Source organism: Serratia sp. C2(1), from assembly GCF_036352655.1.
GTDB classification, from domain to species: domain Bacteria; phylum Pseudomonadota; class Gammaproteobacteria; order Enterobacterales; family Enterobacteriaceae; genus Serratia; species Serratia inhibens.
In genome coordinates, this window is the sequence record NZ_JAZFBA010000001.1 from 2654356 (window position 1) to 2675862 (window position 21507).

At 61.7% G+C, this 21507-nt stretch carries 18 protein-coding genes; 6 read left to right on the forward strand and 12 right to left on the reverse strand.

The window, feature by feature from the left end; all coding sequences use genetic code 11:
• Positions 1 to 74 precede the first annotated feature (74 nt).
• Entirely contained in the window at positions 75 to 1097 is a 1023-nt protein-coding gene (locus tag V2S86_RS12430; protein WP_330762663.1) for an AraC family transcriptional regulator, read from the forward strand.
• Positions 1097 to 1771 (forward strand): epimerase, encoded by a 675-nt coding sequence (locus V2S86_RS12435; protein WP_330763195.1) that lies wholly within the window; start codon positions 1097 to 1099, stop codon positions 1769 to 1771. The genes V2S86_RS12430 and V2S86_RS12435 overlap by 1 nt, the downstream gene beginning before the upstream one ends.
• Before the next feature lie 140 nt (positions 1772 to 1911).
• On the opposite strand, the gene V2S86_RS12440 is transcribed toward V2S86_RS12435, so the two are convergent.
• The gene (locus V2S86_RS12440; RefSeq protein WP_330762664.1) at positions 1912 to 2328 is read right to left on the reverse strand and encodes an NUDIX hydrolase; all 417 of its coding nucleotides are present in this window, start codon (positions 2326 to 2328) and stop codon (positions 1912 to 1914) included.
• 102 nt (positions 2329 to 2430) lie between these two features.
• On the opposite strand from V2S86_RS12440, the gene sseA reads away from it, so the two are divergent.
• On the forward strand, positions 2431 to 3276 hold the full coding sequence (sseA, locus tag V2S86_RS12445) for a 3-mercaptopyruvate sulfurtransferase (RefSeq protein WP_330762665.1): 846 nt from the start codon (positions 2431 to 2433) through the stop codon (positions 3274 to 3276).
• On the opposite strand, the gene V2S86_RS12450 is transcribed toward sseA, so the two are convergent.
• A complete protein-coding gene (locus tag V2S86_RS12450; protein ID WP_330762666.1) occupies positions 3273 to 4142 on the reverse strand; it encodes a LysR substrate-binding domain-containing protein in 870 nt (289 codons plus the stop codon). The genes sseA and V2S86_RS12450 overlap by 4 nt on opposite strands.
• A 105-nt stretch (positions 4143 to 4247) precedes the next feature.
• Between V2S86_RS12450 and V2S86_RS12455 the strand changes: the two genes are divergently transcribed.
• The 3 genes from V2S86_RS12455 to V2S86_RS12465 all read left to right on the forward strand — a co-directional run bounded on the left by V2S86_RS12455 (position 4248) and on the right by V2S86_RS12465 (position 6662).
• The gene (locus V2S86_RS12455; protein WP_330762667.1) at positions 4248 to 4817 is read left to right on the forward strand and encodes a DUF4865 family protein; all 570 of its coding nucleotides are present in this window, start codon (positions 4248 to 4250) and stop codon (positions 4815 to 4817) included.
• A gap of 72 nt (positions 4818 to 4889) precedes the next feature.
• Positions 4890 to 6107 (forward strand): FAD-dependent oxidoreductase, encoded by a 1218-nt coding sequence (locus tag V2S86_RS12460; RefSeq protein WP_330762668.1) that lies wholly within the window; start codon positions 4890 to 4892, stop codon positions 6105 to 6107.
• A gap of 42 nt (positions 6108 to 6149) precedes the next feature.
• The gene (locus tag V2S86_RS12465; protein WP_330762669.1) at positions 6150 to 6662 is read left to right on the forward strand and encodes a GNAT family N-acetyltransferase; all 513 of its coding nucleotides are present in this window, start codon (positions 6150 to 6152) and stop codon (positions 6660 to 6662) included.
• Positions 6663 to 6687: 25 nt separating this feature from the next.
• Here V2S86_RS12465 and acpA read toward each other — a convergent pair whose 3' ends face one another.
• From acpA to atzF, 10 genes are all read right to left on the reverse strand, one after another.
• Positions 6688 to 8400 (reverse strand): acid phosphatase, encoded by a 1713-nt coding sequence (gene acpA, locus V2S86_RS12470; RefSeq protein ID WP_330762670.1) that lies wholly within the window; start codon positions 8398 to 8400, stop codon positions 6688 to 6690.
• A 170-nt stretch (positions 8401 to 8570) separates the two neighbouring features.
• The gene (locus V2S86_RS12475; protein ID WP_330762671.1) at positions 8571 to 9083 is read right to left on the reverse strand and encodes a DUF2165 family protein; all 513 of its coding nucleotides are present in this window, start codon (positions 9081 to 9083) and stop codon (positions 8571 to 8573) included.
• 114 nt (positions 9084 to 9197) lie between these two features.
• The gene (gene urtE, locus V2S86_RS12480) at positions 9198 to 9896 is read right to left on the reverse strand and encodes an urea ABC transporter ATP-binding subunit UrtE (RefSeq protein ID WP_330762672.1); all 699 of its coding nucleotides are present in this window, start codon (positions 9894 to 9896) and stop codon (positions 9198 to 9200) included.
• 9 nt (positions 9897 to 9905) lie between these two features.
• Positions 9906 to 10712 (reverse strand): urea ABC transporter ATP-binding protein UrtD, encoded by an 807-nt coding sequence (urtD, locus tag V2S86_RS12485; protein WP_004942114.1) that lies wholly within the window; start codon positions 10710 to 10712, stop codon positions 9906 to 9908.
• Positions 10709 to 11785, reverse strand: a complete 1077-nt coding sequence (gene urtC / locus V2S86_RS12490) for an urea ABC transporter permease subunit UrtC (RefSeq protein WP_330762673.1) — start codon at positions 11783 to 11785, stop codon at positions 10709 to 10711. Before urtC ends, urtD begins: the two co-directional genes overlap by 4 nt.
• Complete coding sequence (urtB, locus tag V2S86_RS12495) at positions 11785 to 13365, reverse strand: urea ABC transporter permease subunit UrtB (RefSeq protein WP_330762674.1); 1581 nt, start codon at positions 13363 to 13365, stop codon at positions 11785 to 11787. The genes urtC and urtB overlap by 1 nt, the downstream gene beginning before the upstream one ends.
• Positions 13366 to 13453: 88 nt before the next feature.
• The gene (urtA, locus tag V2S86_RS12500; protein WP_330762675.1) at positions 13454 to 14722 is read right to left on the reverse strand and encodes an urea ABC transporter substrate-binding protein; all 1269 of its coding nucleotides are present in this window, start codon (positions 14720 to 14722) and stop codon (positions 13454 to 13456) included.
• A gap of 112 nt (positions 14723 to 14834) precedes the next feature.
• Positions 14835 to 15524: a GntR family transcriptional regulator gene (locus V2S86_RS12505; protein ID WP_330762676.1), complete on the reverse strand. Its 690-nt coding sequence runs from the start codon at positions 15522 to 15524 to the stop codon at positions 14835 to 14837.
• A gap of 72 nt (positions 15525 to 15596) precedes the next feature.
• Positions 15597 to 19220 (reverse strand): urea carboxylase, encoded by a 3624-nt coding sequence (uca, locus tag V2S86_RS12510; protein WP_330762677.1) that lies wholly within the window; start codon positions 19218 to 19220, stop codon positions 15597 to 15599.
• 219 nt (positions 19221 to 19439) lie between these two features.
• Positions 19440 to 21308, reverse strand: a complete 1869-nt coding sequence (gene atzF, locus V2S86_RS12515) for an allophanate hydrolase (protein WP_330762678.1) — start codon at positions 21306 to 21308, stop codon at positions 19440 to 19442.
• Positions 21309 to 21507 lie beyond the last annotated feature (199 nt).

A 21507-nucleotide genomic window follows, 5' to 3' on the forward strand; every position in this document is an offset into this window, starting at 1 on the left:
GCAATCGGATTATCCGCGTTTGCCCTAACCTTTTACACTGGAGCCTTTCTTCACAGGCAGCCAAAGGAATCATCATGAGCAGCGATCAAATTCCGATTTCCAACGCGCTGGCGGTTCGCTTCGCGGCGTTGGGGGTGGATATTGAACAGGTTAGCCAACTGGCCGGCCTTCCCTGCGGGTTGCTCAGCGACGGGCGCGAAAAGGTCAGGCTTTCCACCCACCAGTATTTTGAAATCTGGCGCGCACTCGCCAGGCTGACCAATGACGCCGCATTCGGTCTGCGCCTCGGCGGCGACGTGGCGCCGGAGCACTACGATATCGCCTCGGTCGCGGCGCTGCATTCCGCCACCTTGGGGGAAGCCTTGCAAAAGGTAGCCCGCTATAAGCGGCTGGTATGCCCGGAGGAGCTGATGCTGACGGAAGACGGCAACGGCGTGCGGCTGCATACCCGCTGGCTGATGGCCGAAGGCCACGCCCCCGAGCTGCTGATTGATACCATGTTCGCCTACATCACTGCCCTGTGCCGCCGTGGCACCGGCATGGCGATCCAACCCCGGGCGATCGAGCTGACGCGCCGCCAGGATCCCGCCTCCCCGCTGCTGCGCTATTTTTCCTGCCCAATCCATTTCAACGCGCCGCTGGACGTGCTGGTGTTCGACCGCGCACTGATGAAGCAGCCGTTTATTACCTATAACCAGGACAGACTGGCCGTGTTGCTGCCCGGGCTGGAAGCCGAGCTGGCCAGGGCGCGGCAGGATGACAGCCTGCCCGCCCAGGTGATGGAAATCCTCGCCCGCAGCATGCGTGGGCAACGGCCCAGCGTGAACAGCGTGGCCGCCGAGTTGTACGTCAGCCCGCGTACCCTGCAACGACGGCTGCAACAACAGGGTTACAGCTATCAGCAATTGCTGGATAAAACCCGCCACCGCACCGCCTGTCATCTGCTGTCAGACACCGATCTGGAGCCGGGCGAGATTGCCTTCGTGCTGGGATTTGAAGAGTTAAATTCGTTCAGCCGCGCCTTTATGCAGTGGGAATCGCAGACGCCGAACCGTTGGCGTAGCCGGCGAGTGGCCGCCCGTCAGGAGAACAGATGATGAGAGTGATAATCTTCGGAGCCAGCGGTATGGTCGGCCAGGGTGCGTTGCGCGAATGCCTGCTCGACCCGCAGGTCACAGAAGTGCTCAGCGTCGGCCGCAGCCCGCTGGCGCAAAGCCACGCCAAACTCAGGCAGTTGACGATGCCCGCCCTCAACGACCTGTCGGCGGTGGAGCCGCAGTTCGCCGGCTATGACGCCTGTTTGTTTTGCCTCGGCGTTTCGTCCTTCGGGATGAGCGAAGCCGATTATCGCGCGGTGACCTACGATCTGACGCTGGCCGCCGCCCGTCCACTGGCGCGGCTGAACCCGGCCATGACTTTTATCTACGTTTCCGGCGCCGGTACCGACAGCAGCGAACAGGGCCGCAGCATGTGGGCCAGGGTCAAGGGGGCGACCGAAAACGCCCTGCTGGCGTTGCCGTTCCATGCGGTGATGTTCCGCCCCGGCGCTATCATTCCGTTACACGGCATCCGGTCCAAAACCCGTGCTTATCATTTGCTGTATACGCTGTTTAAACCGCTGTGGCTGGGCGCCTTGCGGCTGTTCCCCCATCAGGTCACCACGACCGAAAGGCTCGGGCTGGCGATGCTGGCGGTTGCGCGACGTACGACGCCGCTGCTGATCGTCGAACCGGCTGAAATTAACCGGTTGGCGCTGCCATCGGCGACATGACTCTGCTATGTTAAAGCCGCGCGCGGGCTGTTTGCCCGCGCTTTCGCCCCTGTGACCGAAGACAGCTATCAGGCCTATTCAGCGGCCAGACCAAACCCGGCAGCGGCGCTGATCGCCCGGGTTGAGGCGGTGGAGCAGAGCTAGCGGCGCAGATACGCCGCCAGCCGCTGCTGCAGGTGCGAAATGCCCTGCGGATGGGCGATAAAGCGGTCGATGGCCATCATCTGCCAGCATTGCCCCTCATCGCCAAAGCGAATGGCGGCAATTTGCGCCGGCGTGATTTCGCCCACCATAAACCAGGTGGCTGGGTAGCCGGCCAGAATACCCTCATAGCGCTGTTGCCGGCTCACCTGCCGAGCGGCAATGCGCAGGCCAAATTCCTCGAAGGTTTCCCGTTGCACGCATTGCAGCGGCGTTTCATCGCCTTCGCGCCCGCCGCCGGGCAAATCCCAGCAGCCGGGCCAGGGGATACCGGTTTTGTCGTCACGCCGATAGGTCAGCAGACTATCGCCGCACAGCAGCGCGATTTTGGCGCCGCCGAAACTGTTGTTGTCCATTACGCCTCATGATTCTCCGCCCGTTTGCCAATCATCTTACCTCATCCTCCCGCCCGCTGGTGTATAGTGAAAATCCGTTTTCACGACAGGCGAACAATAGCGATGAACTCTCCGTTTCTGGTTACTCCACAATGGCTTGCACAGCATATCAACGATGAAGATCTGGTGGTGGTCGATGTCAGGATGTCCCCGGTCGGCCTGGTGCCGAAAAAGGATATGCTCGCCGAGTTTGAACGCGGCCATATACCGGGTGCGGTCTACTTCGATATCGACGACGTAGCCGACAAGAACACCGCCCTGCCGCACATGTTGCCGACGGCGGAAGCATTCAGCGCGGCAGCGGGCAAGCTGGGCATCAACGATAAACACACCATCGTGTTTTATGACGAGGGCAATCAGTTTTCCGCACCGCGCGGCTGGTGGACCTTCCGCAACTTTGGCGCGCAGCGGGTTTACGTGCTGGACGAAGGCTTGAACGGTTGGGCTGCATTGGGCCAGGCGCTGGAGACCGGCCCGGCACAGCCTGAACCCCAAACCTTTGACGCCCGTTTCAACGCCGATGCGGTAGTGAATATGCAACAGGTGGAGCAGGCGCTGAACACGGAAGTACAGATTTTGGACGCCCGCGCCGCGCCGCGTTTTTACGCCGAAGCGCCAGAACCGCGTCCAGGACTGCATCGCGGCCATATCCCCGGCAGCATCAATATTCCGTACGGCGAACTATTGGAAAACGGCCGTTTCAAATCGCTGGAAGCGCTGAAGAAAACCTTCAGCGATAAAGGGGTGGATATCAACGGGCCGATCGTCACCAGCTGCGGCTCCGGCGTCACCGCCGCGGTGCTGGCGTTTGGCCTGCTGTCACTCGACGCACCGCAGGTGAAGCTGTATGACGGCGCCTGGACCGAATGGGGTGCGCTGAGCGGCAACCAACCGATCGAACAAGACTAACCGTCGATCCGTTCGGCCACGATCTGCGCCAGCCGTCCAATAGCCGCAGAGGGGGTTTCTTCGGCGCGGTGCAGCACCACGCCGATGTGGCTGAGCGCCGGCAAGGCACCGGGGGCCAGGCGGAGTAATCCCGATGGCAACCCGGCATCGGTGCGTACCGTGACGCCCAACCCGGCGCTGACCGCCGCCCACACGCCGTTCAAACTGCGGCTGGTGAAGGCGATGCGCCACGCGATACCGGCACGATCCAGCGCGTTGGTCGCCGCACTGCGCATCAGGCAGGGGGCGTCGAACATCACCAGCGGCAAGGGTTCGTCACCGCCCTGCCACTGGCTCAGATCGAAGTTCGGCGAGGCGATCCAATGCATCATGCGGCGGCCCAAATCCTGCTGAAACGGCGTGCTGATGCCGCCGTCCCACGCCAGCGACAAATCCAGCTGCCCTTTCAGCACCCAGTCGATCAGCTCCGCATTGCGGGCGATACGCGCCTCTATGCGCACCTTCGGATGGGCGCGGGTAAAACTGCCCAGCACCTGGGGCAAAAAGGTCTCACCGAAATCTTCCTGCAGCCCAAGCCGCACGGTTCCTTGCAAATCCAGCCCGCGCACCGCCGCGGCAGCCTCGTCGTTCAGTTCCAGCAGCCGGCGGGCATAGCCCAGCAGCGTTTCACCGGCCTCGGTCATCACCATACCGCGCCCGGATTTACGCAAGATCGGCGCACCGATCTGCTGCTCCAGTTTTTTCAGGTGCGCGCTGACCGCCGAGGTCGATCGCCCCAACCGTTCCGCCGCCCTGGCGAAGCTGCCCAACTCAATGCCGGTAACGTAACTGCGCAGATCGTCGAGATCGAAGGTGACTCGCCCCATACTGACCATCCTGTTTTCAAGAACCATTAGTCAAAATAATGCCGATTTTACTGATAAAGATGGCGTGTCATGCTCGCCGGGTCAATATGTTTCAGGAGAATCATCATGCTTGCCATGCAATACAACTTTGCCCTGCCCGCCGATTACGATATGGCGATTATCCACGACCGCATCCGCCGTTTTGGCCACCTGCTGGATAACTGTCCGCAGTTATTGATTAAAGCCTATCTCTATGCGCAGAAAGGTGAGCACAGCGGCGAAAATCTCTATGCGCCGTTTTATCTGTGGAACAGCAGCGCCGGCATGAGCGATTTTCTGACCGGCGACGGGTTCAGGGGGGTAAGCCAGGCCTTCGGCTGGCCACAGGTGACCCATTGGCTGCCCTGGCTGACGGATTTTGACCGCCAAAGGCTCGCCGAAGCCACCTGCGCCACACGGCAAACGCTGCCGATTGCACCTTACAGCGATCTGGCTGCGTTGCGCCGGCAGCAGCAGGCCGATCCCGCCGCCCTGGCCAGTATAGTGGCGTTCGATCCCGCCGCCTGGCAGTTGGTGCGGCTGCATCTGTGGCGGGAATTGCCGCCGGCGCCGGAACCCGGCACCCAATGCTACCGGGTTGGCCACCTTTCCCTCCCCTTTGACCACACAGTACCACGGGTTGACAGCCAGACTTGATATTGATAATCATTATCAAATAAATTCATTCAATCAGGATCCGCAGGACGCGGATCGTCAGGGCCAACCGCTATGTCACAGTCGCCTGTCACACCTTACGCCACCTCTTGCTGCATCGTCGGTGGCGGTCCCGCCGGGCTGATGCTCGGCTACCTGCTGGCGCGGGCGGGGATTAACGTAACGGTGCTGGAAAAGCACGCCGATTTCCTGCGCGATTTTCGCGGCGATACCCTCCACCCTTCCACGCTGGAAATCATGCATCAGCTTGGCCTGCTCGATGAGTTGCTGGCGTTGCCGCACCAACGCGCAGAAAGGCTGCAGGCCGAGATCGCCGGACGCGATATCACGCTGGCAGACTTCACCCGGCTGCCGACGCGCTGCAAATTTATCGCGTTCATGCCGCAGTGGGAGTTTCTCAACTTTCTGGCAGAAAAGGCGGCGGCCTTTCCTGAATTCACGCTGATCAAATCGGCGCAGGCGCACCAGTTGCTGTACGATCGCGGTCAGGTATGCGGCGTGCTGGCGGATACGCCCGAAGGCCCGATCCGCGTGCGCTGCCAGTTGGTGGTCGGTACCGACGGGCGCAACTCGGTGGTGCGCGAACAGGCGGCCTTCAGCAGCCGTGCGTTTGGCTCGCCGCGCGATGTACTGTGGCTGAAGCTCGATAAAAAACCCGGTGACCCGGCCTGGTCGATGGGCCACACCGGCCCGAAGCAGAACTTCATCATGATCGACCGGGGCGAATATTGGCAGTGCGGATATTCTATCGATAAGGGCAGCTTTGCGGAAATTCAGCAAGAGGGCCTGGAAAAGTTTTTACTGCACATCGCCGAAGTGGCGCCGTTTCAGGACGATCGCCTGCAGGACATCCAGGACTGGCAACAGGTAAAGCTATTGAGCATTCGTATCGACAGACTCGATAGCTGGGCCAAACCCGGCGTGCTGTGTATCGGTGATGCCGCACACGCCATGTCGCCGATTGGCGGCGTCGGGGTAAATCTGGCGATTCAGGATGCGGTCGCCACCGCCAACAGCATTATCCCGCCGCTGCGCAGCCACAGCCTGCAACTGAAACATCTGCAGCAGGTACAGCGCCGGCGTAATTTCCCCACCAAAGCCACCCAATTCCTGCAGATCAAGATGAGCCAACGCAGGCCGAAAAAACGCCGCACCGGCGGCGGCTCCAGCCTGATGACCCGCGTCGGCAACAGCCGCTGGCTGCCGCGCCTGTTTGGCCGCATCATCGGCCTGGGGTTTCGCCGGGAAACGCCTAAACATCTTGAAAACTAACGCGCTATACTTATCGCTCTTCACTTCGCATGAGGCTAACGCATGTTCACTGTCCGTCAGGCCACCCTCGCCGACGCCGCCCTGGTGCATGACATCGGCACCCGTACCTATCAGGCACATTTTGGCAAGCTTTGGCAGTATCAAGAGGAACTGGACGCCTTTTTGGCGAAAGACTTTGCGGTTGAGGCGTTAGAAAACACGCTGCAGGATGCGGAAATTTGCTGGCTGTTGGGTTATGAAGGCGAGGATCTGGTGGGCTATGCGCGGCTGAATTTCAACAGCCTGCTGGCGCCGACGCAAACCGCCGGCGCAGAACTGCAGAAAATCTATTTCCTGCCGGAATACGCCGGCCGGGGTTACGGCCAACTTTTCTTTGAGCAGGTACAGCAACGGGCTATTGAAAGGCAACAACCCATGCTGTGGCTGGAGGTGCTGCAGCGCAACACCAGCGCGCAACGCTTTTACCAGCGTCAGGGGCTGAAGATCTGCGGCGAAACCTGCTACACCAGTGCGCAAGGCACGATCGACCTGTGGTATATGAACAAGGCGCTGTAATCGCAGCGCTTACGCCATACAATCTTCAGGCCGGAAACTCCAGCGCGTCGGTCAAATCTCCCAGCGGTTTTTGACCGCGTTCCGCCATCGCTTTATCGCGCTCTGCCAATCCTTCCAGCGTCGGCAGATCGAATACCCGGCTGATCAAGCGCAGGATCGAGCCGGTATCGTATACCTTGTGATCGACATAGCCTTTGCGGGCGAACGGCGAGACGACCAACGCCGGAATGCGCGATCCCGGCCCCCAACGATCGCCCTGCGGCGGCGCAACGTGATCCCACCAGCCGCCGTTCTCGTCGAAGGTGATCACCACCACGCTGCCGCTCCACTGCGGGCCATTGCGCAGGCTGTTGATGATATGGGCAATATGGCGATCGCCGGCTTCCACATCGGAATAGCCGGCATGCATATTGAGGTTGCCTTGCGGTTTGTAGAAGGCCACCGGCGGCAGCGTGCCTGCCTCTACCGCCGCCAAAAAGGCGTTGGTGGCCGGCGAGTCGCCAATGCCGCCGTCGCGCAAATGGGCTTCGCGGGCCTGTGGGTTGCCCGGCCCCAGGTTTTCAAAGTAGTTGAATGGCTGATGGTGATACTGGAAGTCCGGCGCGCCGGGGAAATCGCCCTGATCCTTGCGGTTGTCCAACGCATACTGCCAGCCACCGGCGTACCACGCCCAGTCGACGCCCTTCTGATTGAGCAGGTCGCCGATGTGCAGGTGCTTTTGCGGCGGCAACACATTGGGCTGGGCGGCATCCGCCAGCGTAGGGTCTTTTTCATCCCGGGTCCACGATGGCCAGTACGGCGGCGCCATGGTGTTGACCGCATAACCGTCCGGCGTCAGCAGGCTCTTGCCAAACAGCGGGATGCCGAACGACGCGCTGACCGGCGAATCGCCCAGCGGCTTCAGGCGCGGGTCGGCCACGTCATCGCTTTCAAGCTGGGCAATGCCCTCTTTGGCGATGGAGTTTTGTACGTCGGGGTAAAACGGCGGGCGGGCGCAGATCAGATACTGATGATTGAGAAAGGAGCCGCCAAAGGCGCCCTGGAAAAAGTTGTCGCACAGGGTAAATTCCTGCGCCAGCGTCCACAGCCGCAGGTTATAGGCACCGTCACCGTAGTAGCCCATGGTCAGCGCGCCGGAATCCGCCCAAGCGACAAACTTGTCGTTTTTACCGCCGTTGATCTGCATCTGGTTTTGATAGAACACATGCCACAGATCACGCGTCACCACGCCGTGCGGCAGGTTCTCCCCTTGCGGCCCGGTCAAGACAAACGGCTGATTCGGCAACTGATTGGTGAAGACCGCATCCTCGCCAATGCGGTAATTAACGTGCCCGACTTCCTGCGCCTTCGGCACCAACCCTTTCCAGATTGGCGGCAGCGTATCCAGCAACCGATCGTCGCGATCGCGCTGCTGGTACTCTTCGGGCTTGAGCGCCGACAGCGGTTTTTCCACGCCGGGGAAATTGGCGAACAGGTTATTGAAGCTGCGGTTCTCGGCGTAGATCACCACCACGTTTTTCACATGGCGGCGCAGCAGCGGATTTTGCGCACCTTCCGGCAGGCCGCTCAACAGCAGTTTCTTATTGCCGTCACCGGCAGCATTGGCCAGCGGCGCAAGGGTGGCGCCGACGCTCAACGCCGTCGCCCCCGCCAGAAAACGGCGGCGCGCCGGGTTAGCGGGTTGTTGTTCGTTGTCGCCCGCAGCCGGCGGCAGATCGTTATGCGGTTTATCGCTCATGTGCCTTCCCTCTAAAATTTTAACCTGTTGATTTGTTATAAATTTATTTAAGAGACATTATGCTAGGGCACAGTTATGAACGAAATGTGACAGTGGGCGGCAGGTTAGCATTTGGCAACAATTTCGCGAGGATTGCCGCAGTTTAATCACTCTCCCGCCTGGCTGCCGGCTCAGCGCGCGTCCCGTTGCACCATCAACAGCATCAACGCCAGCGCGTTGGGCAACATATACAGCAGCGCGCCCAACTGCACCGCCAGCGGGTTGTCCCTGGCCTGCCAGGCCATAAACCAGTCGCCGGCTATTACCATAAAACCGAGGCCCCACACTGCGATCGCGCAAAGCGCGCCCAGCATCGCCCAGGCCTTGCCTTTGGCAAACGCCGCATAAGGGTGGCCCAGATGTTTCACCATCAACACAATGCCAAAGGCTGCGGTTATACCGGCCAGGGATTCCAGCAGGGTAATCAGCGCCAACCCGACCACCCCGGCCCAGGGTGCGGTAATGGCGCGCCACATCAGCCCAGGCACCTGGTAGGTATCCTGCATACTGAGCAGCGGCGCTACGGCATGGCGGGCGGTTCCGGCAAAATCTGCCGTATTGTTCAACAGGCTGAAGATGCCCCACAGGGCCGGGAACAGCGACAGGACGATGCAAGACAGGCGCGACAGAGTGATTTCGTTCATAATTATCCTTAGATCTCCTTTTCAAAGGGTATATTAAGAACCCATCTTACCTTAGGCCACACTATCGGAATGGGGAGAACTCCCCTCCTTGCTAAAACCCTCACAGCCCATTATTTAGATCGCCACCAGCCCGCGCACCCCATCCTGCTCCATCGCGCTGCCGGCACCGCGCTGCACGATGCTGCCGCGCGACATCACCAAATAGCTGTCCGCCAGTTCGGCGGCGAAGTCATAGAATTGCTCCACCAGCAGGATCGCCATATCGCCGCGCGCCGCCAGCTGTTTGATCACTGCGCCAATCTCTTTGATCACCGAAGGCTGGATCCCCTCCGTCGGCTCGTCGAGGATCAACATCTGCGGCCGGCAGGCCAATGCGCGCCCAATCGCCAATTGCTGTTGCTGCCCGCCGGAGAGATCGCCGCCGCGCCGATCCTTCATCTGCCGCAGCACCGGGAACAGCTCATAGATATTATCCGGCACGCTGCGTGCGTCGGCACCGGAAAAACGCGCCAATCCCATCAGCAGATTCTCCTCCACCGTCAGGCGTGGAAAGATCTCCCGCCCCTGCGGCACATAGGCAATGCCCGCCTGCACCCGCTGATGCGGTTTTCTGCCGTTGATCACGCTGCCCTGCCAATGGATGGTGCCGTTCTTGGCCGGGATCAGCCCCATCAGGCATTTCAGCAGCGTGGTCTTGCCCACGCCGTTGCGCCCCAGCAGGCAGGTCACTTCGCCGATATTGGCCTCAAACGACAGGCCGCGCAGAATGTGGCTGCCGCCGTAGTATTGATTCAGTTCGTTTACTTGCAACATAGCGACTCCTCAGCGTCCCAGATACACGTCGATCACCTGCTCATTGGCCTGCACCTGCGCCAGTGAACCTTCCGCCAGCACCTGGCCCTGATGCAGCACGGTGACGTGGTCGGCGATGGTTTCGACAAACCCCATGTCGTGCTCCACCACCATCAACGAATGCTTGCCCGCCAACGAGCGAAACAGCTCGGCGGTGTACTCGGTTTCCGCATCGGTCATGCCCGCCGCCGGCTCGTCGAGCAGCAGTAAATGCGGCTCCTGCACCAGCAGCATGCCGATCTCGAGAAACTGCTTCTGCCCGTGGGACAGCAGCCCGGCAGGCCGGTGCCGTTCATGGCTCAGCCGCAGGGTTTGCAACATTTCATCGATACGATCGCGCTGTTCGCTGCTCAGCCTGGCGCGCAGGCAGGCCCATACCGACTTTTGGGTTTTCTGCGCGATCTCCAGGTTCTCGAACACCGTCAGCGCCTCAAACACCGTCGGTTTCTGGAACTTGCGGCCAATGCCGGCCTGGGCTATCTGCATCGGGTCCAGCGCGGTCAGATCGACGGTTTGATCGTAAAACACGCTGCCGCTGTCCGGCCGGGTTTTGCCGGTGATCACATCCATCAAGGTGGTTTTGCCCGCGCCATTGGGCCCGATCACGCAGCGCAGCTCACCGACGCCAATCTGCAGAGAAAGATCGCTCAGCGCGCGAAATCCGTCGAAGCTGACGTTAATGTTATCGAGCACCAGCACCGGGTCGGTTTGTTGGCGGTGCTTGTCGGCAGGCAGCGGCTGAGTGAACAGATCGTCGGTCATTTGCAGCGAATTCATTGCGATTTCCCCTTGCGCAGCAGGCCAATAACCCCTTTCGGCAGGAACAGCGTGACGATAATAAACATCAGGCCAAGGAAGAACTGCCAGTATTCCGGGATCGCCACGGTGAACCAGCTCTTGGCGCCGTTGACGATACCGGCGCCGAGCAGCGGGCCCACCAGCGTGCCGCGGCCGCCCAGCGCCACCCAGATAGCGGCCTCGATCGAGTTGGTCGGCGACATCTCGCCCGGGTTGATAATGCCCACCTGCGGCACATACAGCGCCCCGGCCAGCCCGCACAGCACCGCCGACAGCGTCCAGACAAACAGTTTGAAGCCTTTGGGATCGTAACCGCAGAACGTCAGGCGGTTTTCCGCATCGCGCACGGCGGTCAGCACCCGGCCGAACTTGCTGCGCGCCAGGGCAAAACCGATAGCCAGGCTGGCGGCCAGCAGCAGCACCGTCGCCAGAAACAGCGCCACCCGTGTGCCGGTGGCGGTAATCGGGAACCCCAGAAGCGTGGTAAAACCGGTAAAGCCGTTGTTGCCGCCAAAGCCGGTTTCGTTACGGAAGAACAGCAGCATGCCGGCGTAGGTCAGCGCCTGGGTCATGATCGAGAAATAGACGCCCTTGATTTTTGAACGGAAAGCGAAGTAGCCAAAGACAAAGGCCAGCACGCCGGGCACCAATATCATCAGGCACAGTGCCCAGGCGAAATACTGGGTGCCGCTCCAGAACCAGGGCAGCTCGCTCCACGACAGAAATGACATGAACGCCGGCAGGCCGTCTCCCGCCGCCTGGCGCATCAGATACATGCCCATCGCATAGCCGCCGAGAGCGAAAAACAGCCCGTGCCCCAGCGACAGCAACCCGGCATAGCCCCACACCAAATCGAGCGCCACCGCCACCACGGCGTAGCACAGGATTTTGCCCGCCAGCGTCAGGGTATAGGTGGAGATCGCCAACGGATGGTCCGCCGGCAACAGTGCGAGAAACGGCATGATTAACAGCGCCAGCAATGCCAGCCCGCCGATGCCCAGCGCCAGTCGGGGTGCCTTCTGCACGCCGGTGAGAGTTAATGGTTGGCTCATCAGTCGATCACCCTGCCCTTGAAGGCGAACAGCCCCTGAGGACGTTTTTGAATAAACAGAACAATCAGCGCCAGGATCAGGATTTTACCCAGCACGGCGCCAATCTGCGGTTCAAGAATTTTGTTGACGATGCCGAGGCCAAAGGCCGCCACCACGGTGCCGGCCAGTTGCCCCACGCCGCCGAGCACCACCACCAGGAACGAGTCGATGATATAGCCCTGGCCCAGCTCCGGCCCCACATTGCCCAGCTGCGACAGCGCCACCCCGCCCAGCCCGGCGATGCCGGATCCCAGGCCGAACGCCAGCATGTCGACACGCCCGGTGGGCACGCCGCAGCAGGCGGCCATCGCACGGTTCTGCGTCACGGCGCGCACGTTCATGCCAAGTCGGGTTTTGTTCAGCAGCAACCAGGTGAGCGCCAGCACCAGCACCACAAACACGATCACCGCGATGCGGTTCCACGGCAGCACCAGGTTAGGCAGCAGTTGAATGCCGCCCGACAGCCAGGCCGGGTTGGCAACCTCCAGGTTTTGCGCGCCGAACAGCACCCGCACCCCCTGGATCAACACCAGGCTGATGCCCCAGGTCGCCAGCAAGGTTTCCAGCGGCCGGCCGTACAGATGACGGATCACCGTACGCTCCAGCGCCATGCCGATGCAGGCGGTAATGGCGAACGCCACCGGCAGCGCCACCAGCGGATACAGCGCCAGCCACTGCGGCGCAAACTGTTGAAACAGCCCCTGAACCAGGTAGGCCGAGTAGGCGCCCAGCATCAGCATTTCGCCGTGCGCCATGTTAATCACCCCCAGCAGCCCATAGGTAATCGCCAACCCGAGCGCCGCCAGCAGCAGGATCGATCCGAGCGAGAGGCCGGTAAACGCCTGGCCGATCAGATCGCCAATCATCAGCCGGTGTTTCACGCTGGTCAGGCTTTTCACGGCTTCGGCACGCACTGCGGCGTCCGGCTCGTGGGCGGCGTCGGTCAATGCCTGTAACCTTGGCTGCGTCTCTGGCGAGCCCGAGCTGCCCAGCAGCCGCACGGCGTTGAGGCGCACCTGCGGATTGGCGTCGCTCAGTTGCAGATTCGCCAGCGCAATGCTCAACGCCTCATGCACCTGGGTGTTTTTTTCCTGCGCCAGCCGCTGGGCCAGCAGCGGCAGTTGATCGCTTTGCGCCTCGCGTTGCAGAGCCTGCGCCGCCTGTAAACGCACCGCAGGATCGTCGCTAACCAGCCGATGCGCCGACAGTGCGTTGGCGATCAGAATGCGCAGCCGGTTGTTCAACCACACTTTTTTCGGCGTGCCCACCGGCGGGGCAACGCCATCCAGCGGGCGATAAACTTCGCCCTGCTGGATAAAGGCATGTTTGGCCTCGTCGATCACCACGTTTTCCTGCTTCAGCCCCTGCAATAACGGCAGGCGCGCAGCGTCCGGCGCGGTCGCCCAAGCCTGCAACAACTTGGCCTGCTGGGTGCGGTTGGCCGCGGCAAAGTCATCGGCCGGCCCCGCCTGCGCGAACATCGGCAGGCAGCACAGCAACCAAAACCAGGAGCGGAAATGGAACAAGAATGGGGATTGCATCAGCGGCCTCCTCTGTAGGGGCCGGGTATGCCCGGCCCCTACCGTTACGACGGGCGCAGCCTGCGGCGCCCCTACGGGAATGCGACGGTTACTTGCCGCCTTTTACCGGGTGATCCGGCTTCTTGTCGTTGCCGACGATGAACGGGCTCCACGGCTGCGCGCGCACCGGGGCGTCGGTCTGCCACACCACGTTGAACTGGCCGTTGCCTTCAATCTCACCGATCATCACCGGTTTGTGCAGGTGGTGGTTGGTGGCGTCCATGGTCAGGGTGAAGCCCGACGGTGCGGCAAAGGTCTGCCCCGCCATCGCCGCACGCACCTTGTCGACGTCGGTGGTGCCGGCTTTCTCCACCGCCTGCGCCCACATGTGGATGCCGACATAGGTGGCTTCCATCGGATCGTTGGTCACGGCAGTGGCGTAGTTCGGCAGGTTGTGCGCCTTGGCGTAGGCTTTCCATTCGCTGACGAACTGCTTGTTGGTTGGGTTATCCACCGACTCGAAGTAGTTCCAGGCCGCCAGGTTGCCCACCAGCGGTTTGGTGTCGATGCCGCGCAGTTCTTCTTCACCCACCGAGAAGGCGATCACCGGCACGTCGGTCGCCTTGATGCCCTGATTGGCCAGCTCTTTGTAGAACGGCACGTTGGAGTCGCCGTTGATGGTGGAGATCACTGCGGTTTTGCCGTCGGCGGAGAATTTCTTGATGTTGGCGACGATGGTCTGATAATCGCTGTAGCCGAACGGCGTATAGACCTCTTCGATGTCCTTGTCCTGGATCCCTTTGGTGTGCAGGAAGGCGCGCAGGATCTTGTTGGTGGTACGCGGATACACATAGTCGGTGCCCAGCAGGAAGAAGCGCTTGGCCGAGCCGCCGTCTTCGCTCAGCAGGTATTCCACCGCCGGGATCGCCTGCTGATTAGGGGCGGCGCCGGTGTAGAACACGTTGGGCGACATCTCTTCCCCTTCGTATTGCACCGGGTAGAACAGCAACCCGTTCAGCTCTTCAAACACCGGCAGCACCGATTTGCGCGACACCGACGTCCAGCAACCGAACACCGCCGCCACTTTGTCCTGGGTCAGCAACTGGCGCGCCTTTTCGGCGAACAGCGGCCAGTTGGAAGCGGGATCCACCACCACCGGCTCGAGTTTTTTACCCAGCACGCCGCCCTTGGCGTTGATGTCATCGATGGTCATCAGCGCCACGTCTTTCAGCGGCGTTTCAGAGATGGCCATGGTGCCTGACAGCGAACTCAGAATGCCGATTTTAATGGTATCGGCCGCCTGCGCGCTCCAGGCCATGCCCATGCCGATCACGGTGGCGGACAACGCAAAAGCTTTTATAAAGTGACGACGTTGCATAATTCAAACTCCCGGTGAATGTTAGGAAACCAACCTTCGTTAAGAAAAACTAACCCTAGGGATATCGAGTTACAGCCAACAACGCTGCAGCTCGAAAGACGACGGGTTATTGCTAAAGCCTTGCCTGGTGCAACATATGCAAGGTTATTTTCCGTACTTCCGCCTTACTGACGGCAATGTGGTTACTTAGCAGCCTTTGCGCCTCCTCGGTCTGGTGTTGCAGGATCGCCCGCAGAATGGCGGCGTGTTCGTTGTAGGTGGCCTCGATCCGGGTTCCCTGGGTGAAGTCCAGTCGGCGAATGATGCGGATCTTCTCGGTCAGGTCGCGATGAATGCGCGCCATTTCCCCATTGCCCGCCGCCTCCACCAGCGTCATATGGAACTGCTCGTCGTGCAGCGAGACGGTTTTGCCGTCCTCCAGCCGCGGCTCGTCGATCCAGAAGCCGTTGAGTGCCGCCAGTGGCGGCGGCACCTCTCCCGCCGGGCGCGCGCACAGCCGTTTGACCGCTTCGCACTCCAGCACGATGCGCAGATCGTAGAGTTGCTCGAAGTAGTCGAAATCGAAGGGGCGCACCTGCCAGCCGCTGCGAAAATGCACTTCGACGTAGCCTTCGCGTTCCAGCCAGAACAGCGCCTGACGCACCGGCGTACGGCTGACGTCCATGCGCAGCGCCACCTCGTTTTCGCTGAAGCGATCGCCCGGCAGCAGATGAAAATCAAAGATGTCATCCTTGAGCTGGAGGTAGATACGCTCCGCCAGCCCTTCCGGCCGCGCCTTGCTGCGGTTATTGGTGATTTGCATAGTGTTCCTCTTGCCGGGCGCGGCATGCGGCGCCCTTGCGTTAAATCCCGAAACAGGCTGACCCCACGATGCTCAGCCGGCATGTTCCAGCCACAGCAAAGCATCGCCAGGCCCCACCGGCCGCCCTTGCCGGCAACCGATGCGTTTGATGATCCCGGCGCGCGGCGCGGTGACCGCCAGTTCCATTTTCATCGCCTCAACCACAATCAGCGGCTGGCCGGCTTCTACCCTCTGCCCCGGTTCCACCAGGATCTTCCACACGTTGCCGTTCAGATCGGCGCTGACCAGATAGCCGTCGACCTCTTCCTCATCGCTCTGCGGCGGCAGCAATTGCGCCTCGGCCTCGCTCTCTTGCGCCTGCCAGAGCGTCACTTCATGGCTGAATGCCTGCTGCTGGCGCTGCTGGAAGGCGGCGATGTCTGCGGCGTTGTCCGCCAGAAAACGGGTGTACTCGGCAAAATCGAATTCGCTGTTCTCGATGCGGACCTGCGCGCGCCCTTCACGGAACGCCTCGCGCTGCTCATCCAGCTCCTGCTCGCTGACCGGGTAGAAACGCACCTGATCGAAGAAGTGCAGCAACCAGGGCTCACCGGCGTTGAACTGCGGGTTTTTGAGGAATTTGTTCCAGATCGGCAGCGTGCGCCCGACCAGTTGATAGCCGCCCGGCGAGTCCATGCCATAAATGCACATGTACATGCCGCCGATACCGACCGTGCCTTCGGCGGTGTGGGTGCGCGCCGGGTTGTATTTGGAGCTGAGCAGCCGGTGGCGCGGATCAATCGGCACCGCGCAAGGTGCACCGAGATAGACATCGCCCAGCCCGAGGATCAAATAGCTGGCGTCGAAGATAATGTCGCGTACCTGTTCGCGGTGGCTGAGGCCATTGATGCGCTGGATAAAATCGACGTTGTTCGGCAGCCAGGGCGCAGAGCTGCGTACCGTCTGGCTGTAACGCTCCACCGCGCCCAAGGTGGCGGAGTCTTCAAACGCCATCGGCAGATAAACCGTGCGCGTCGGCACCTTCAGGCGGCTGACGTCGCCCAGCGCCTGTTCACGGGCCAGCAGGCGCTGGAGCAAATCGGCCTGGCCGATAGTGCGGCTGTCGTAACGGATCTGCAGCGAACGCACGCCAGGTGCCAGTTCCTCAACGCCGGGGATCGCGTCCTGTTTGAGCGACTGCATCAGCAGATGAATACGCAGCCGCAACGCCAGATCAAGTACGTTGTCGCCGTACTCCAGCAAAATGTAGCCGTCCCCGGCCTGGCGATAGACGACCGAGGGGCGGCCCTCCCCGGCCGGCAATGCGGCGACGATAGCCGCAGAAGCCGTGGCGCCCGGCGTCAGATCCGGCGTCGGCAGGGTTATCGCCTTCACCGCCGCCAGCGCTTCGATGCTGCCAAGCTGTGCCTGCTCCAGCGATTGCGCCTGTTTGAAACCGATAGGATGGAAGCGGATGCGGTCGCCCGGCTTCACCTGACCTACCTTCCACAGTTCGGCTTTGGCGATGGTCACCGGGCAGACAAAACCGCCGAGGCTCGGCCCGTCGCGGGTGAGGATCACCGGGAAATCGCCGGTGAAATTAATCGATCCGATGGCGTACTCGCAGTCATGTACGTTAGAAGGGTGCAGCCCGGCCTCCCCGCCGTCCTGCCGCGCCCAGCCGGGTTTCGGCCCCGACAGGCGTACACCCAACCGGTTGGAGTTGTAGTGCACCTGCCATTCGGCGGCGAAGAAGGTGTCGATCGACTCAGGGGTAAAGAAGTCCGGCGCGCCGTGCGGGCCATAGAGCACGCCGATGTTCCACAGGCTGCCGTACTGCGGGATCAGGCTGTCGTCCATCGCCTGCGGCGCCGCGATGGGGGCCGGGGTGGTGCTGGCCGCCAGCGCAGGCTGGGCTACCGCCAGCATATCGGCGACCCGCAGGGTGCGCCCGGCGTGGCCGCCAAACTGCCCAAGGGCGAAGGTCGAGCGGCTACCCAGATACACCGGCACGTCGAGCCCATTACGCACCGCCAGATAAGTGCGGCAACCGTGCGCGGCGCGGCCCAAGCTCAGGACCTGCCCGGCGCGAACCTCAACCGGCTGCCAGTAGGCTACCGCTTCCCCATCCAGGTTCGCCGGGCAGTCGGCGCCGGTCAGGGCGATGATCGCGTCGCAGTGGAAGCGCAAGGTCGGCCCCTGCAAAGTAAACTCCAGCCCGGCGGCGCTCGGGTGGTTGCCGACAATGCGGTTGGCCAGCCGGAAAGCGAAATCGTCCATCGGCCCGGAAGGCGGCACGCCGATATCCCAATAGCCAAGACGGCCCGGATAATCCTGCACGCTGCTGTAGGTGCCCGGTTGCAGCACTTCAATGCTGCTGGGCTGGAAACGGAAGCTGTCCAGCATGCGGGTCCAGACGTGGCCGCTCTGGAATGGCGTCGTGGCAATCACCTGGCGCAGATAATCGAGGTTGGTGGCGATGCCGTGCAAACGGGTAGCGCCGAGCACCGCGCGCATTTTCGCCAGCGCCTGTTGGCGATCTTCGCCGTGGACGATCAGTTTGGCGATCATCGGGTCGTAAAATGCCGACACTTCACTGCCGGTCGCCACCCAGCCGTCGACGCGCACGTTATCCGGGAAATGCACCTCGGTCAGCACGCCGGGGCTGGGCTGGAAATTTTTCAGCGGATCTTCGGCATAGATGCGCACCTCGATCGAGGCCCCCTGCGGTGCGCGTTGCAGCGCCGCCCAGTCCAGCGCATCGCCCGCCGCCACCTGCAACATGCATTCGATCAGGTCCAGCCCGGTCACCATCTCGGTCACCGGATGTTCCACCTGCAAGCGGGTGTTTACCTCAAGGAAATAGAACTCGTCGCGCGCGCCGTCGTAAATAAATTCCACGGTGCCGGCGCTGCGGTAATTCACCGATTCACCCAGCGCTACCGCCGCCTGATGCAGCGCCTGACGGGTTGCCGCCGGCAGGTTCGGCGCCGGGGTTTCTTCCACCACTTTCTGGTTACGGCGCTGCAACGAACAATCACGCTCGCCGAGCGCCGCCACCCGGCCCTGGCCGTCACCAAAGATTTGCACTTCCACATGGCGCGCCTGATCGACAAAGCGTTCGATAAAGGCCCCGGCGTCGCGGAAGAACTGCTCGCCCAGCCGCTTTACGCTGTCGTAAGCTTCGCGCAGCGCCGCTTCGTCGTCACAGCGCGTCAGGCCAATGCCGCCACCGCCGGCGGTGCTTTTCAACATGACCGGGTAGCCAATCCGCGCGGCGGCAGTGACCGCGTCCTCAATGCCGTCCAGCAGGCCGGTGCCCGGCGTCATCGGCACCTGCGCCACCGCCGCCAGTTCACGCGCCCGGTGCTTCAGGCCGAATTCACGGATCTGCGCCGCCGTCGGCCCGATAAAGGCGATGCCCGCCGCTTCGCAAGCATCGGCGAATTCGGCGCTCTCGGAGAGAAAACCGTAGCCGGGATAGATCGCCTGCGCGCCGGTTTCCGCTGCGGCGGTGAGGATTTTATCGATGCACAGGTAGCTGTCGGCGGCCTTTTCGCCGCCGAGCGCCACCGCCAGATCGGCCTCGGTGACATGTGGCGCATTGCGGTCGGCATCGGAATAGACCGCCACGCTGGTCACACCCAGGCGTTTCAGGGTACGGATCGCGCGGCAGGCAATTTCGCCGCGGTTAGCGATTAATACAGTGGTAAACATATGCAATCCTCATAGAACGATACCCAATAGCTTTCAGGCTGTGGCCAGGCGGCAAGCAGGCACATCACTCAGGTAAGTGACTGGGGTGAGTCTGTGCAGCCAACAACGCCAGGGTCGGAAAGATGACGGGTATAGGAACGATGCAATCCTCGTAGATCCCTACCCAATAGCTTTCAGGCTGTGGCTAGGCGGCAAGCAGGCACATCCCCAGGAGCTTACTCAGGTAAGTGACTGGGGTGAGTCTGTGCAGCCAACAACGCCACGGTCGGAAAGATGACGGGTATAGTTGCGCCAGCCGCCAAACTCAGTGATGTCCAATGCGCCTTCCAGCGCCCAGGGTTCGCAGATAAAGCCTTTTACCCGGCGGCCATCCGCCAGCAGCAGCGTGCCGATGCCCAGCGGCGCCGGGATCTCCGCGACAAATTCGCCGAAACGCGCCAGCGGGATGTCCCACAGCTCGACGCTGATGGCGGCGCCCTGCCCGGTTTTGACCAGCCCCGGTTTGGGTGGCTGAGTATTGGCCAGGGCGTATAACCGGTAGCACGGCGCGGTGACGGTTTGCTCCACCCATACCGCATCGCGCTGGGTAAGCTGGGCATTCAGCGGCATACCGCTGAGATGAGCGCCCACCACCGCCACCCGCACGTGTTCCGCCGATGGCGTCAGCGACGGCGGCGGCGGCAACGTGCGGCCGGTGGCGCCGAGCGGCAGGTTCTGAGTCTGTTGCCAGCGCAGGCCGAAGGCCGCCAACGCACGATCGTGCCAGGCCGGCGCGATCAGCGTGATGCCGGCAGGCAGGCCGTCGTCGCGCATCGGCGCAGGCAAGGCCAGCGCACTCAGATCGGCCAGGTTGGTAAAGTTGGTGTAGGTACCGAATTGCGAATTGAACAACACCGGCTCCTGCTCCATTTCCGCCAAGGTGCGCAGCGTCGGTGAAGTCGGCACCACCAGCGCGTCATACTGCGCCAGTTGTTGGCCAATTTCCCGCGCCAGTTCGGCACGCAGGTATTCCGCCTTGTAGGCGTCGCAAGCGCTGTACTTAAGGCCGTTATTGAGGATGCCGCGTACCACCGGGTTGATGGCCTGAGGATTGCTGTTCAGCATCGCCTCGACCGCCACGGTACGCTCCGCGACCCAGGGGCCGTAATAGAGCTGCTCGGCCAGTTGGTGAAAGGGGGTGAAATCTATGGGTTCAAGCGCGACACCGCAGCCTTGCAACTGCACCAGCGCCCGTTGAAACGCCTGCTCGGCCTGCGTGTCACCGAAAAACTCGGGCTGCGCGGGGACCGCAAAACGCGGCGCTGCGGGCAAATCCGCCGGGGCGGTGCGGGGGTTGATGCGCGAATAGGCATCGGCCGCGTCATAACCGCCGGCCATCTCGGCCACCAGAGCGGCATCCGCCACCGTCAGGGCAAATACCGAGACGCTGTCGTTCAGGCGGCACGCGGGCACCACGCCACGGTTCGACAGCCAGCCTTTGGTCGGTTTCAGACCGACGATATTGTTGAACCCCGCCGGAACGCGCCCTGAACCTGCGGTATCGGTCCCCAGCGAGAACGGCGTCAGGCCGCGCGCCACCACCGAGGCCGAACCGGAACTGGAGCCGCCGCTGACGTAGCGGCTGTCAAAGCTGTTGACCACCGCACCGTGCGGTGAGCGGGTGCCGACCAGGCCGGTGGCGAACTGATCGAGGTTGGTTTTACCGATAACGATGGCGCCGGCGATGCACAGATTGGCGACGACCCTGGCATCCTCTGCGGCCTGGTAGGTGAATTCCGGGCAGGCGGCGCTGGTCGGCCAACCGCCGACGTCGATATTGTCTTTCACCGCAAAGGGCACGCCGAACAGCGGCAGGCGGCTGATATCCCCGGCGACCGCATCCAGTTGCTGTGCCAGCTGTCGGTACTGCGCTTCCCGCTGCGCGGTGGTGGCAAGGTAAAGCCAGGCGTTGTCGTCCAGGCTCAGGCCCGACGTCAGCGCCTCCAGCGTGGCGCGCACGCAGGCCATGCGCTCACCGGCCGGCCTGGTGTGATAATGGTGCTGCCATTCGCTGAGGGTGAAACCGCGTTGTTTAACTGGCTGGGTCATCGTCTGAATTCCATCTAGTACACAAGATGGGATTCAATAGAGCAACCGGCGTGCCAATTTTTAATCCACTGATTTCAATAAATTATAATTAAAACTTATGACGGGAGAGTAAAAAACCTGCACCAGCGGCGCGCAATCGTCGGACAAAAAAGGTGCAAAAAAAAGCGCCGTCTTGCGACGGCGCCTGATGATTTTTCCT